We start from the raw sequence: 14042 nt of genomic DNA, 5'->3' as shown, positions 1-14042 counted from the left end.
ATCCGACAGCAACGAACAGATTTCCAAGGAGATTAACGAAATGACTAAGACTCCCACCCAGCAGCTCTCCGACGCCGGCGTATCCATCTGGCTCGATGACCTTTCCCGCGAACGCCTTTCCAGCGGAACCCTGCAGAAGCTCATCGACGAGAAGAACGTCGTCGGTGTCACCACCAACCCGTCGATCTTCCACGCCGCCATTACCGCCGGCAGCGACTACGACGCCGTGATCGCCGAAAGCGCCGCAAAGGGCGCGTCGGTCGAAGAAACCGTCTTCGAGATCACCACCACGGACGTCGCCGACGCCTGCGACCTCTTCGCCCCGGTCGCTGCCGCGACCAACGGCGTCGACGGCCGCGTATCCATCGAGGTGGACCCCCGGCTGGCTTGGGACACCGAAGGAACCATCGCCGAAGCCCAGCACCTTTACAAGAAGGTCAACAAGGACAACGTCCACATCAAGATCCCGGCAACCCTTGAAGGCCTCGCCGCCATCACGGCAACCCTGGCCGAGGGCATCAGCGTCAACGTGACCCTGATCTTCTCCCTTGAACGCTACCGCGCCGTCGTCAACGCGTTCCAGTCCGGACTGGAACAGGCCAAGGAAAACGGCCACGACCTCTCCAAGATCCACTCCGTGGCGTCCTTCTTCGTCTCCCGCGTGGACACCGAGATCGACAAGCGCCTCGACGCGATCGGCACCGAGGAAGCCAAGGCCCTCAAGGGCAAGGCCGGCGTCGCGAACGCCCGCCTCGCGTACCAGGTCTACGAAGAGCTGTTCTCCACCGAGCGCTGGGCAGTCCTCGCCGAAGCCGGTGCGCGCCCCCAGCGTCCGCTGTGGGCCTCCACCGGTGTCAAGGACCCGGCGTACCCGGACACCCTCTACGTGACCGAACTGGTGGTCGCGGGGGTCGTCAACACCATGCCGGAAAAGACCCTCGACGCCACGTTCGACCACGCGGTCGTGAAGGGTGACACCGTCTCCGGCACCTACGAAGAAGCAAACAACGTCCTTAACCAGCTTGAGGGCCTGGGCATCTCCTACAACGACGTCGTCGCAATCCTCGAATCCGAGGGCCTGGACAAGTTCGTCGCCAGCTGGAAGGAACTTCTGGCCGACGTCGACGGTGCCCTCGCCTCTGCACGGAAGGCTTCCTAACCCACATGAGCACTCTCAGCTACGACGCCAGCGGTGCTGCGCAGCAGGCCATCGAGCAACACATCCCGGCACTTGTCGAAGACCGGATTGCCACCAGGATTTTCGCCAAGGACCACACTCTGTGGGGCCCTGACGCCGAATCCGAAGCAGCCATCCGTCTCGGATGGGTGGAAGCGGCAACCGTTTCCCAGCCCTTGGTCGAAGGGATCCTGGAACTCCGGGACGCCCTCCGCGCCGAAGGCGTCTCCCGCATTGTCCTGTGTGGCATGGGCGGCTCTTCGCTTGCCCCCGAGGTCATTGCCGGCACTGCTGGCGTCGAGCTGACCGTGCTGGACAGCACCGACCCTGAACAGGTCGGTGCTGCCCTGGCGGACCGCCTGGCCGAGACCGCAATCGTGGTCTCGTCCAAGTCGGGTTCCACCGTGGAAACCGACTCGCAGCGGCGGGTGTTCGAGCAGGCCTTCACCGAGGCCGGCATCGATGCCAAGAGCCGCATCATTATCGTGACCGATCCCGGTTCCCCGCTCGACAAGGCCTCCCGCGAAGCAGGCTACCGTGCCGTCTTCAACGCCGATCCGAACGTCGGCGGCCGCTTTTCGGCGCTGACGGCTTTCGGCCTGGTCCCGAGCGGCCTCGCGGGCGTCGACATCCAGGCATTCCTGGATGAGGCCGAGGAAGCCGCGGAAATCCTCAACGACGACTCCCCCGAAAACATCGGGCTCCGGCTCGGTGCCGCGCTGGGCGGAACCACCCCCCTGCGCAACAAGATCGTCATCGTCGAAGACGGCTCCGGAATCGTTGGTTTTGCGGACTGGGCCGAACAGCTCATCGCCGAGTCCACCGGCAAGCTCGGCACTGGAGTGCTGCCGGTTGTTGCCGGCCCCTCCGCGCCCGAGGTCAGCAGTGGCGCGGAGGACGTCCTGGTGATCCGCCTCGTCGGTGCGGAATCCGACGTCGAGCTCGGCCAGAACGAAGCCGCCATCGCCGGCGGCCTCGCCACCCAAATGTTCGTTTGGGAGTTCGCCACCGCCGTCGCAGGGCGCCTGTTGGGCATCAACCCCTTCGACCAGCCCGACGTCGAGGCAGCCAAGGTGGCCGCGCGCGGCCTGCTTGACGCCCGGCCCGAGCCGACGCCGGCGAACTTCGTCGACGGCGTGATCGAGGTCCGCGGCGGTGCGTGGCTCGGCGAAGTGGCGACTGTCGCCGATGCCGTCAAGGCACTCCTTGGCGAACTCGGAGCGGACGGCTACCTGAGCGTCCAGGCATATTTCGACCGGATCGCGTTCGCGCAACTCGAAGGCATCCGCGATGAACTCGCGGCCGTCAGCGGCCGCCCGGTCACTTTTGGCTGGGGCCCGCGTTTCCTGCACTCCACCGGCCAATTCCACAAGGGCGGCCCGGCTATCGGTTCGTTCCTGCAGGTGACGGCAGCCGCGGCGGGCGACATCGCGATCCCGGACCGTCCGTTCACCTTCGGTCAACTGATTGCGGCCCAGGCGGCCGGCGATGCCCAGGTTCTCGAGAACCACGGCCGCCCGGTCCTGCGGCTGCACCTCACGGACCGCGGAGCCGGCGTCGCCCAGCTCCAGGAAATCGTCGCCGCATTGGCCGACCAGGCCAGCGCGCTCGAAAGCTAAGGCACAAACCCAAACATGCCAGAAACTGAAACCGGCTACCGGTCCACCGGAAAGGCAAGCCACCGCAATCCCCTCCGGGATCCCCGGGACCGGCGCCTGAACCGCATCGCAGGGCCATCGTCGCTCGTGTTCTTCGGAGTCACCGGCGACCTTGCCCGCAAGAAACTCATGCCGGCGGTCTACGACCTCGCCAACCGCGGGCTGTTGCCGCCGAGCTTCGCGCTCGTCGGCTTCGGCCGGCGGGACTGGAACAACGAGGAGTTCGCGAACGAGGTCAAGGAAAACGTCAAGGCGCACTCCCGCACCCCGTTCGACGAGTCCGTCTGGAACCAGCTCTCCGAAGGCATCCGCTTCGTGCAAGGAGAGTTCGACGACGACCAGGCGTTCAAGCGCCTCAGCGCCACGCTCGACGAACTGGACGAGAACCGCGGCACGCGCGGCAATCACGGCTTCTACCTTTCCATCCCGCCGAAGGCTTTCGAGCAGGTCTGCCAGCAGCTCTCCAAGCACGGGCTGGCGCAGGCCGGCGAGGGGCAGTGGCGCCGGGTGGTCATCGAGAAGCCCTTCGGCCACGACTTGGAGTCGGCGCGCAAGCTGAACTCCATCGTTGAGTCCGTCTTCCCGCCGGACGCGGTCTTCCGGATCGACCACTACCTTGGCAAGGAGACGGTCCAGAACATCCTGGCCCTGCGCTTCGCCAACCAGTTGTTCGAGCCGCTCTGGAACGCCAACTATGTCGACCATGTCCAGATCACCATGGCCGAGGACATCGGCACCGGTGGCCGCGCGGGATATTACGACGGCGTGGGCGCGGCCCGCGACGTCATCCAGAACCACCTTCTGCAACTGCTGGCCCTGACGGCCATGGAGGAACCCATCTCCTTCAATGCCGACGACCTGCGGGCCGAAAAGGAAAAGGTGCTCGCTGCCGTCAGGCTTCCCGAGGACCTGTCTACCCATTCTGCCCGCGGCCAGTTCACGGGTGGCTGGCAGGGCGGCGAGCTCGTCCAAGGCTACTTGGAGGAAGAAGGCATTCCGGCTGATTCCAAGACGGAGACCTATGCGGCCATCCGCCTGGACATCAACACCCGGCGCTGGGCCGGGGCGCCGTTCTACCTGCGGGCCGGCAAACGGCTTGGCCGCCGTGTCACGGAAATTGCCGTGGTCTTCAAGCGGGCACCCAACCTGCTCTTCCGCGGCCACGGCGAGGACGACTTCGGCCAGAACGCCGTGGTGATCCGGGTGCAGCCCGATGAGGGCGCCACCATCCGCTTCGGGTCCAAAGTTCCCGGTACGCAGATGGAGGTCCGCGACGTCACGATGGACTTCGGTTACGGACACTCGTTCACAGAGTCCAGTCCCGAGGCTTACGAACGCCTCATCCTGGACGTGCTCCTGGGCGAGCCCCCGTTGTTCCCCCGGCACCAGGAAGTCGAGGAGTCCTGGAAGATCCTGGACCCCTTCGAGGAATACTGGGCCGGGCTCGACGAACAGCCCGAGCCCTATGCTCCCGGCAGCTGGGGCCCGGCCTCGGCCGACGAACTGCTTGCCCGCGACGGACGAACCTGGAGAAGGCCATGATCGTAGATCTTCCCGATACCACTACCTCCAAGATCTCCAAGAAGCTCACCTCCCTGCGCGAGCAGGGAGGCGTGATCGCCCTCGGACGCGTCCTGACCCTTGTGGTGGTCACCAAGTCCGGTCTCGAGGAAGAAGCCATCGAGGCAGCCAACGAGGCCAGCCGCGAACACCCCTGCCGCATCATCGTCCTTGCGGACGCAGGCAGCGAAGCGCCGACCCGCCTCGACGGCCAGATCCGTGTGGGTGGCGACGCCGGAGCGTCAGAGGTCATCGTGCTGCGCGGCTACGGTGAGCTCGCCAAGGAAAGCGAATCACTCGTCGCTGCACTCCTGCTCCCGGACGCGCCGATCGTGGCCTGGTGGCCGCACGGCGCCCCCGAGAACGCCTGCGAGACTTCCATCGGCAGGATCGCGCACCGCCGCATCACGGACTCCGCCAACGAGCCGGACCCCGCGGCGGCGCTGGCACGAATCCGGGAAACGTACCGGGCCGGGGACACCGACCTCGCGTGGACACGCCTGACGAACTGGCGCCTCCAGCTCGCGGCAGCCCTGGACCAGGTGGACGAATCCCCCGTGACGGCTATCGAGGTCGAGGGTGCTTCTGACTCTCCCAGCACGCTGCTGCTGGCCTCGTGGCTCACGCTGTTCCTCGACGCACCGGTCGAGATCGTCGCGGATCCCGCAGGAACAGGCATCCGGAGGGTGCGCCTAAGCCGGGCTACGGGCGACGTCCAGCTGGTTCGTCCGGGCCTGACAGTGGCGGAACTGACCCAGCCGGGGCAGCCCGCCCAGCGGATCTCATTGCCTCGCCGAAGCCTGCGGGACTGCCTCGCCGAAGAATTGCGCCGCCTTGATCCGGACGATGTCTTCGGAGAAGTGATTACTATGGGACTGCCCCGAACCAACAGCAAGGAGTGACCGTCCCAGTGAGCGCTGACCCAAGAGTAAGCATCCATCCCGACTCCACCGTGCTGATGGCAGCTATAGCGGCGCGCCTCATCACCAAGCTGGTGGACGTCCAGGACAAGCACGGGGAAGCCACTGTGGTCCTCACCGGCGGAACAGTGGGCATCGGCACGCTGCGGGCAGTCGCGGACTCCCCCGCAGCTCCCGCTGTCGACTGGTCACGGGTGAACTTCTGGTGGGGTGACGAGCGTTTCGTCGGCAAGGACAGCGCGGACCGGAATACGGTGCAAGCGCGTGAGGCTCTGCTCTCCAGCCTGCCGGTGGATCCGGCCCGCGTCCACGAACCGGGCTCCTCCGATGAGTTCGCCACCGCGGACGACGCCGCCGCCGATTACGCGGCCCGGCTCAAGGCCGCCGCGCAAGCGGAGCATGCGGCGGATGCTTCGGACAATCGCCCGGAAGAGGCCGGCGAGCTGCCCCGCTTCGATATCCTGCTGCTCGGTGTCGGCCCGGATGCCCACATCGCCTCGCTTTTCCCGGAGCGGGCAGGTATCCGCGTGAAGGACCGCACGGTGGTGGGGGTGGAGAACTCCCCTAAGCCGCCGCCGTCGAGGATTTCGCTGACCTTGCCCGCCATCAACTCCGCCCAGGAAATCTGGATGGTTGTGGCAGGCGAGGACAAGGCCGGCGCCGTGGGACTGGCCCTTGCCGGGGCCAACCCGGTCCAGGTTCCCGCCGCGGGTCCGAGCGGCCGCTCGAGGACCCTATGGCTTATCGATGAGAATGCAGCCTCACGTGTCCCCCAGCAGCTCGTCCGAAAGGACCCTGCGGGCGCGTAGCCGCTCCAGCGCTCCAGTCAGGACAATCTCCGCGTCCTGGCTGGAGCGTCTTTCTTTAACGTAGTCCAAGTGGCTCTTGAAGACCTCGTCGTCCGGGCGTTCCAAGGTGGCTTCGCCCGGTTCCCGGACTGCAACCAGGCCGCATTTGGGGCAGTCCCATTGGCCCGGGATTTGGTCTTCGGCGAGCTTAACGAAAACAAGCCGCGTCTCATGTCCCTTGGCGCACCAATAGGGAACACGAATACGCGGCAGGCTTTCGCCGGCTGAGGAGTCAGTTTCGTTCCTTGGGGCGGATCCAGCGGTTACGCCGGCCCGTGTGCCCCGGAATCCAGAAGTAGCATGAACCATCGTCGATCCCCTTGAGAGTTCGGCTGCATGGCTGTGAAAGCCATGCAGCCTAGTCTAGTAAGAGCCCGCAGCCAGTGCGAGGATCCGACGGCGTCGGTGTTAGCCGGTGCTAGGAGTTTGCGCCGGCGGTGAAGCGCATGATGAGGCCGAGTCCAATGATCACGACACCCCAAGTGCAGCCCAAGACGATGGTGAAGCGGTTGAGGTTTCGCTCTGCGACACCTGAAGAGCTCAATCCAGAGCTCATGCCGCCACCGAACATATCGGACAACCCGCCGCCACGGCCCTTGTGGAGAAGGATGAGCAGCGTCAGCAGAAGGCTGGTGATGCCCAGCAGGATCTGCAGAATAACTTGAAGAACGTCCACGACGGCCTTTCAGAAGAACGGAAAACGGGAGCGGAACCTGAAACGGACTAAGCCGCGCTGAGGTGGCTCTCGAACCTGACAATGTTAGCAAACTCGGCGGGGTCCAGGCTCGCGCCGCCTACCAGCAGGCCGTCGACGTCGCTTTCGGCCATGATCGCTGCGGCATTGTTGGCCTTGACCGATCCGCCGTAGAGGAGGCGGGTCTTCGCAGCGACAGTTTCGTCGAACAGGGAGGCGAGCTCTGCACGGATCGCGGCGCACATCTCCTGTGCGTCTTCGGGACCTGCAACCTCGCCCGTTCCGATGGCCCAGACGGGCTCGTACGCGACAACCAGTTCGCCGGCTTGATCTGCCGTGAGGCCTTCGACGCCGGCGCGCAGCTGGGCCAGCGTGTGCTCCACGTGGGTGCCGGCCTGGCGGATCTCCAGGCCCTCGCCGACACACAGGACGGGGGTAAGGTCGTGGCGGAAGGCTGCCTTGACCTTCGCGTTGAGCAGTTGGTCGTCCTCGTGGTGGATGGTGCGGCGTTCACTGTGGCCTACCAGGACGTAGGCGCAGCCGAGCTTGTTCAGGAAATGGCCGGAGATATCGCCAGTGTACGCTCCGGAGTCGAACTGCGAGAGGTCCTGTCCACCGTAGACAATCTCCAACTCATCGCCTTGGACGAGGGTCTGCACACCGCGCAGGTCGGTAAACGGCGGGAACACCGAAACTTCCACCCGGCTGTAGTCGTGGTTGGCGTCGGACAGGGTCCAAGCAAGCTTCTGCAGCAGGGTGATGCCTTGGACATGGTCCATGTTCATCTTCCAGTTGCCGGCAATGAAGGGCTTGCGGATGAAGTTTCCGTTTGCAGAAGTGGTCACGTGTGCTCCAAAGATGGGTTGAGATAGGGAAAGCCGGCGGGGCGCTTGCCTTCAAGGAAGGGCGCCCCGCCGGCCGTTTAGCCTTAGCGGTCCAGAACGCTGAGGCCGGGAAGATCCTTGCCTTCAAGGTATTCCAGGCTGGCGCCGCCGCCGGTGGAAATATGGCCGAACTGGGAGTCCTCAAAGCCGAGGATCCGGACGGCTGCGGCGGAGTCGCCGCCGCCGACCACGGTGAATGCCGGCGTCTCGGTCAAAGCCTGGGCGATGGCCCGGGTGCCGCCGGAGAAGGCTTCGAATTCGAAGACGCCCATCGGCCCGTTCCAGAACACAGTCTGGGCGGACCGGATCTGCGCGGCGAACGCCTCGGCCGATACCGGTCCGATGTCCAGGCCAATGCCGGAAGTACCGAACGAGCTTTCCTCGATCGCGTCCGCGGCGACCACCTCGTGGTCGGCGTCGGCAGCGAAGCGGCTTGCAACCACGACGTCGGTTGGAATGACGAAGGTGGTGCCGGCGTCGGAGGCGCGTTTGAGGTATTCCTGGACCACGGGGATCTGGTCAGCCTCAAGCAAGCTGCCCGCGACCTTGTGACCGGCCGCCGCGAGGAAGGTGAAGAGCATTCCGCCACCCACGAGGATGGTGTCCGCCTTGCCCAGGAGGTTGTCGATCACCGCGAGCTTGTCAGAGACCTTGGAGCCGCCGAGAACCACGACGTACGGGCGCTGGGTGTCCGTGGTGAGCTTGCGCAGGACCTCTACCTCTGTGCGCACGAGGTCCCCCTGGTAGGAGGGAAGCCGGGTGGCGACGTCGTAGACGCTTGCGTGCTTGCGGTGGACAGCGCCAAAGGCGTCATCAACATAGGCACCGTTGGCACCGGTCAGCGCCACGAGTTCATCGGCGAAGGCGCCGCGCTCGGCGTCGTCCTTGCTGGTTTCGCGGGCGTCGAAACGCACGCTCTCCAGGACCAGGACGTCCCCGTCGTCCAGGGACCCGGCCAGCTCCTTGGCGGACTCACCAACGGTGTCTTCAGCGAGTTGGACCTTGAACGGAGCGAGTTCCGCAAGCCGCGCTACCGCCGGCTTGAGCGAATATTTGGCCTCGGGGGCGCCCTTGGGGCGTCCCAAGTGGGCCGTGACGAGCACGCGGGCACCGGCGTCCGAGAGCTTTTCGATGACCGGGAGGGAGGCCTTGATGCGGCCGTCGTCGGTCACTGTAGAGCCGTCGAGCGGCACATTCAGGTCACTTCTGACAAGAATGTACCGCCCGCGGACACCTTCAGCGATCAATTCGTTGAGGGTGTGAAATGTCATGTGTCTACCCTAGCCCAGCTTGGATGCGACGAGCTCCGTAAGGTCAACGAGGCGGTTGGAGTAGCCCCATTCGTTGTCATACCAGGAAACAACCTTGACCTGGTTGCCGATGACCTTGGTCAGGCCGGAGTCGAAGATCGAAGAGGCGGGGTCGCCAACGATGTCCGAAGAGACGATCGGGTCTGCCGTGTAGCTCAGGATGCCCTTGAACTGCTCGGTCTCCGACGCTGCCTTGAGAGCCGCGTTGACTTCCTCAACGGTCACTTCGCGGGACACCGTGACGGTCAGGTCCGTGGCGGAACCGGTCGGGACCGGGACCCGGATGGCGTAGCCGTCAAGCTTGCCCTTGAGTTCCGGGAGGACCAGGCCGATCGCCTTGGCGGCACCCGTGGAGGTGGGAACCATGTTGATCGCTGCGGCACGGGCACGGCGCAGGTCGCCGTGGGGACCGTCCTGCAGGTTCTGGTCTGCCGTGTAGGCGTGCACCGTGGTCATGAGGCCGCGCTCGATGCCGAACGCGTCGTTGACCACCTTGGCCAGCGGGCCGAGGCAGTTGGTGGTGCAGGAAGCGTTGGAGATGATGTGGTGCGCTTCGTTGTCGTAGAGCTCGTGGTTGACGCCCATGACGATGGTGATGTCTTCGTCCGAAGCGGGAGCGGAGATCAGGACCTTCTTGGCGCCCGCGTCGATGTGCTTCTTCGCAGCGGCAGCCTTGGTGAAGAAGCCGGTGGACTCGATGACGATGTCGACGCCGAGTTCGGCCCAAGGGAGGTTCGCGGGATCGCGCTCTGCGAGGACCTTGATGATGCTGCCGTCGACAATGAGGTTGCCCTCCTTGACTTCAACGGACTCGGTCAGGCGGCCGCCGACGGAGTCGTACTTCAAAAGGTGGGCAAGGGCCTCGGGACTCGTGAGGTCGTTGACCGCAACAATTTCAAGGTCTGCACCCTGGGCGAGTGCTGCGCGGAAGTAGTTGCGGCCGATTCGGCCAAAGCCGTTGATACCAATACGGGTGGTCACTTTTTCAGTCTCCTTGGTGCTCTTGCAAGCACACCTAGTGAGTCGGATCTTGATTCCAACTAACAATTCCCGCACATCATTGGGCAGAAGTGATTATCAGATCGGAGGGCGACCAGCCACGTTGCTGAAGGCTAACCGCCTTCCGTGACCCATCTTACGTTTAACTACGTCTGCCCCCGCAACTGCGGGGGCAGACAATCCGGGATTTGGTCGAAATGCACCTGAATGTGAAGTTTGTTACATCCCTGTGTATTCCGCCTCACTCACCGGTTCGGGACGGTGTTCCCTAGAGAACGATCAGGCCAGTGGCGTTCGCGCGGGCCGCTTCGAAGCGCCTGGCGACGTCGGCCCAGTTGACGATGTTCCAGAATGCCTTGACGTAGTCAGCCTTGACGTTGACGTAGTCGAGGTAGAAAGCGTGCTCCCACATGTCGAGCATGAGCAGGGGCGTGGTGCCGACTGCGACGTTGCCCTGCTGGTCGTAGAGCTGCTCGATGAGGAGGTTGCCGCCGATGGGTTCGTAGGCGAGGAAGCCCCAACCGGATCCCTGGAGGCCGAGCGCGGCCGCGGAGAACTGGGCACGGAAGGCATCGAAGGAGCCGAAGGCGTCATCGATGGCCGCAGCCAGTTCGCCTTCAGGCTTGTCGCCGCCGTCCGGGGAGATGTTGTTCCAGAACACGGAGTGGTTGATGTGGCCGCCCGTGTGGAAGGCGAGGTCCTTGGAGAGGCGGTTGATGTTGGCGAAGTCGCCCTTGTCGCGGGCTTCGGCCAACTGGGCCAAAGCGTTGTTGGCGCCTGCTACATAGGCGGCGTGGTGCTTGCTGTGGTGCAGCTCCATGATCTTCGCCGAAATGTGCGGCTCGAGTGCTGCGTAGTCGTAGCCGAGCTCGGGCAGTACGTACTCTGTCACGAAATCCTCCAATGTAGTGGACCGGAGTCCGGTTGGTAACTCTCGTTTTGTTCATCCGCCCGGGGAGCCCGGCCGGAAATCTACACCCTGACGATTCTAGGACGGGTGCCCTATTCGTCCATCATCTCCGGGGTCACATTTGCCTCGGTACCCGGGATCCCGAGGTCGCCGGCCCTTTTGTCCGCCATGGCCAGAAGCCGGCGGATCCTTCCCGCGATGGCGTCCTTGGTCATGGGCGGATCAGCGAGCCGGCCCAATTCATCGAGGCTGGCCTGTTTGTGGGCGACCCGGAGTTCGCCGGCGTACTTGAGGTGGTCCGGAACGTCGTCGCCAAGGATTTCCAGGGCCCTGTCCACGCGGGCGCCGGCTGCGACGGCGGCCTGGGCCGAGCGCCGCAGGTTGGCGTCGTCGAAGTTCGCGAGGCGGTTGGCCGTAGCGCGCACTTCCTTCCGCATGCGGCGTTCCTCCCACACCATGAGGGCGTCATGGGCGCCCATCCGGGTGAGCAACGCGGCGATGGTGTCGCCGTCGCGGATGACGACGCGGTCCACGCCGCGCACTTCGCGGGCCTTGGCCTGGATGCCGAGGCGACGGGCTGCACCCACCAGGGCAAGCGCGGATTCCGGTCCCGGGCACGTGACCTCGAGCGACGAGGACCGGCCGGGTTCGGTGAGGGATCCGTGAGCGAGGAACGCGCCGCGCCACACAGCTTCGGCGTCCGACGCCGAGCCGTTGACAACGGCGGACGGCAAGCCGCGGACTGGCCGTCCACGTCCGTCCAGGAGGCCGGTCTGGCGGGCGAGTGCCTCGCCGTCGCGCACCACGCGGACAACATAGCGGCTACCGCGACGCAGTCCCCCGCCTGAGACGACGATGATCTCGCTCTGGTGTCCGTAAACTTCGGCGATCGCGGCCCTCAGCCGCCGCGCCGTGGAGGCGAGGTCAACCTCTGCCTCAATCACGATGCGGCCCGAAATGATGTGCAATCCGCCGGCAAAACGCAGCATTGCCGAAACCTCGGCCTTGCGGACGGACGACTTCTTGATGTCCAGCCGGGAAAGTTCTTCCTTGACCGATGCGGTCAGTGCCATCGCATGTTCCTAACTATTCCCGAAAATATCGTGATACGCCGATGCCAGACGCAGCGGATCGTGGACTGGACGGCGGCTCGACGCCCCCACTTTACCCAAGACCACCTCCGCACCGATCATTCCGGCAGCGCGTTCGAATTCCTTGAGGTCCGATATCGAGCTGGGATCTGCCAGGACGACGTCCAGGCTGAACTCCGGAGCGTAGTGGCGCAAGGCATCGAGGTGGTCCGCGGCGGACATCCCGGACGTTTCCTTGGTGTCCATGGCGAGGTTCATGGTGAGGCAGCGTTTGGCAGGGGTATCGCACAAGGCCTGCCGCATTTCCGGCAGCAGAAGATGCGGCAACACGGACGTGTACCAGGAGCCGGGGCCCAGAATGATCCAGTCCGCAAGCTCGATGGCCGTCAATGCTTCGATGCAGGCGCGCGCGTCGTCGGGGAGGAGCCTGACGTTTTCAAGCGATCCGGCGACGGCGCACTTGGCCTGGCCTTTGACTGCCTGGAACTCGTAGCCGCCCCCGGGCAACGGTACCCGGACGTCGCCCTCGATGTTCAGGGGCTGGGTGGACATCGGGAGCACCTGGCCGCGGGCACCCAGAAGGGCGCCGGCCCATTTCAGTCCGGCCACGGCGTCGCCGAGCAGTTCCCAGAGCGTGACAATGAGCAGGTTCCCCATGGCGTGGTCATCCAAGGAGCCTTGGCGGCCGTTCGGAGTCTTGAAGCGATGCTGCATGACGTCCCGCCAGGTGCGGCCCCAATCGGTGTCGTCGCACAGTGCGCTCAGGGCCATTCGAAGGTCGCCCGGCGGAAGGACGCCGTACTCTTCGCGGAGCCGCCCGGAGGAGCCGCCGTCGTCGGCAACCGTGACGATCGCGGTGAGTTCGGAGGTCAGCAGCCGCAATGCCGACAACGACGCGGAAAGCCCGTGTCCGCCGCCGAGCGCCACAACCGAAGGGTCCTTGGCGGGCTGGCTGCCCGGGGTGCCCTTCGGTGGAACCAGCGGCAGGGGTCCTGTAAGGACCCCCATTATTCGCGACCCAGATCGCGGTGGCTGGTGGTGACGGTGACCCGGGGATATTGCGCGAGCCGTTTGGAAAGCTCGACGGCGACCGCGACTGAACGGTGCTTGCCGCCTGTGCAACCGACAGCAATGGTGGCGTAGTGCTTGTTTTCCGTCCGATAGCCGTCCAGGACGGGCTCCAAGGCAAGGACGTAGCGGTCAACGAAGTCCTTCACGCCCGCAGCCCCGAGGACGTAGTCGCTGACATCGGCGTCGAGCCCGGTGTGCGGACGCAACTTCGGAACCCAGTGCGGGTTGGGAATGAAGCGGGCGTCCGCTACGAAGTTGGCGTCCACCGGGAGCCCATACTTGAACCCGAAGCTCATGACGTTCAAACGCACCGCCACGGGACCCGTGTCCGTGAAAAGTTCGGTGATGGCAGTGGCCAGGCCGTGGACGTTGTAGGTACTCGTGTCCAGGACCAGGTCTGCCGATTCGCGGAGTTCCTTCAGTACATCGCGCTCCGCCGCGATACCGTCCAGGATCCTGCCGCCGCCCTGCAGCGGGTGCGGACGGCGGCCCTGCTCGAAGCGCCGCACCAGGACATCGTCGCTGGCATCGAGGAAGAGGACCCGAAAGGTGATTCCGCTGGCGCTGAGGGCGCCAAGTGCCGTCCGGATATCGGTGAAGAGGCCCTTGCTGCGTACGTCAACGACGACGGCGAGCTTCGGGATGGACTGCGGAGCGTGCGAGACGATTTCAGCCAGCGTGCCCAGCATCTGCGGCGGGAGGTTCTCGACGACGTACCAGCCATGGTCCTCCAGGGCGTCGGAGGCGGTGCTCCGTCCTGCCCCGGACATGCCAGTGACCACCAGCAGTTCCGCTTCGACAGGCTTGACGGCGATGAGGCCGTCCTGCTCCGCCTCAGATGCCGCTGTTGATTCTGACATCTAGTGTCCCCGTTTCTGAGAATGTCCAGATTCCGTGCCCGAAGGCAGACCGCCTGAAAG

14 protein-coding genes are annotated in these 14042 nt (G+C 64.8%); 5 read left to right on the top strand and 9 right to left on the bottom strand.

The window, feature by feature from the left end; translation table 11 throughout:
* Nucleotides 1–40 precede the first annotated feature (40 nt).
* The 5 genes from tal to pgl are packed head-to-tail and all read left to right on the top strand — an operon-like array spanning nucleotide 41 to nucleotide 6124.
* A complete protein-coding gene (tal, locus tag L0B83_RS05810) occupies nucleotides 41–1159 on the top strand; it encodes a transaldolase (protein WP_234757460.1) in 1119 nt (372 codons plus the stop codon).
* 5 nt (nucleotides 1160–1164) lie between these two features.
* Nucleotides 1165–2796, top strand: coding sequence for a glucose-6-phosphate isomerase (locus tag L0B83_RS05805; protein WP_234757459.1), 1632 nt, complete (start codon nucleotides 1165–1167; stop codon nucleotides 2794–2796).
* A 15-nt stretch (nucleotides 2797–2811) separates the two neighbouring features.
* Nucleotides 2812–4377, top strand: a complete 1566-nt coding sequence (gene zwf, locus L0B83_RS05800; protein WP_234757458.1) for a glucose-6-phosphate dehydrogenase — start codon at nucleotides 2812–2814, stop codon at nucleotides 4375–4377.
* Entirely contained in the window at nucleotides 4374–5297 is a 924-nt protein-coding gene (locus tag L0B83_RS05795; protein ID WP_234757457.1) for a glucose-6-phosphate dehydrogenase assembly protein OpcA, read from the top strand. Before zwf ends, L0B83_RS05795 begins: the two co-directional genes overlap by 4 nt.
* Nucleotides 5298–5305: 8 nt before the next feature.
* Complete coding sequence (gene pgl / locus L0B83_RS05790; protein ID WP_234757456.1) at nucleotides 5306–6124, top strand: 6-phosphogluconolactonase; 819 nt, start codon at nucleotides 5306–5308, stop codon at nucleotides 6122–6124.
* On the opposite strand, the gene L0B83_RS05785 is transcribed toward pgl, so the two are convergent.
* From L0B83_RS05785 to rapZ, 9 genes are all read right to left on the bottom strand, one after another.
* Nucleotides 6077–6472: an RNA polymerase-binding protein RbpA gene (locus tag L0B83_RS05785; RefSeq protein WP_234757455.1), complete on the bottom strand. Its 396-nt coding sequence runs from the start codon at nucleotides 6470–6472 to the stop codon at nucleotides 6077–6079. The genes pgl and L0B83_RS05785 overlap by 48 nt on opposite strands.
* A gap of 109 nt (nucleotides 6473–6581) precedes the next feature.
* Nucleotides 6582–6839, bottom strand: coding sequence for a preprotein translocase subunit SecG (gene secG / locus L0B83_RS05780; protein WP_234757454.1), 258 nt, complete (start codon nucleotides 6837–6839; stop codon nucleotides 6582–6584).
* 47 nt (nucleotides 6840–6886) lie between these two features.
* A complete protein-coding gene (gene tpiA / locus L0B83_RS05775; RefSeq protein ID WP_234757453.1) occupies nucleotides 6887–7702 on the bottom strand; it encodes a triose-phosphate isomerase in 816 nt (271 codons plus the stop codon).
* A gap of 83 nt (nucleotides 7703–7785) precedes the next feature.
* Nucleotides 7786–9012 carry a phosphoglycerate kinase gene (locus tag L0B83_RS05770; RefSeq protein WP_234757452.1) on the bottom strand — a complete coding sequence of 409 codons (1227 nt, stop codon included), beginning with the start codon at nucleotides 9010–9012 and terminating at the stop codon, nucleotides 7786–7788.
* Between the two features lie 9 nt (nucleotides 9013–9021).
* The gene (gene gap, locus L0B83_RS05765) at nucleotides 9022–10032 is read right to left on the bottom strand and encodes a type I glyceraldehyde-3-phosphate dehydrogenase (protein WP_234757451.1); all 1011 of its coding nucleotides are present in this window, start codon (nucleotides 10030–10032) and stop codon (nucleotides 9022–9024) included.
* A gap of 286 nt (nucleotides 10033–10318) precedes the next feature.
* On the bottom strand, nucleotides 10319–10942 hold the full coding sequence (locus L0B83_RS05760) for a superoxide dismutase (RefSeq protein WP_234757450.1): 624 nt from the start codon (nucleotides 10940–10942) through the stop codon (nucleotides 10319–10321).
* Between the two features lie 110 nt (nucleotides 10943–11052).
* The gene (gene whiA / locus L0B83_RS05755) at nucleotides 11053–12033 is read right to left on the bottom strand and encodes a DNA-binding protein WhiA (RefSeq protein WP_133202987.1); all 981 of its coding nucleotides are present in this window, start codon (nucleotides 12031–12033) and stop codon (nucleotides 11053–11055) included.
* Nucleotides 12034–12042: 9 nt separating this feature from the next.
* Nucleotides 12043–13059: a gluconeogenesis factor YvcK family protein gene (locus L0B83_RS05750; protein WP_234757449.1), complete on the bottom strand. Its 1017-nt coding sequence runs from the start codon at nucleotides 13057–13059 to the stop codon at nucleotides 12043–12045.
* Entirely contained in the window at nucleotides 13059–13982 is a 924-nt protein-coding gene (rapZ, locus tag L0B83_RS05745; RefSeq protein WP_234757448.1) for an RNase adapter RapZ, read from the bottom strand. The genes L0B83_RS05750 and rapZ overlap by 1 nt, the downstream gene beginning before the upstream one ends.
* Nucleotides 13983–14042: the final 60 nt, after the last annotated feature.

Origin of the sequence: Arthrobacter alkaliphilus (assembly GCF_021483235.1) — a bacterium.
Classification (GTDB): Bacteria; Actinomycetota; Actinomycetes; order Actinomycetales; family Micrococcaceae; genus Arthrobacter; species Arthrobacter alkaliphilus.
The sequence above is the reverse complement of the archived record's forward strand: the minus strand, read 5'-3'. Positions and strand labels throughout refer to the sequence as shown.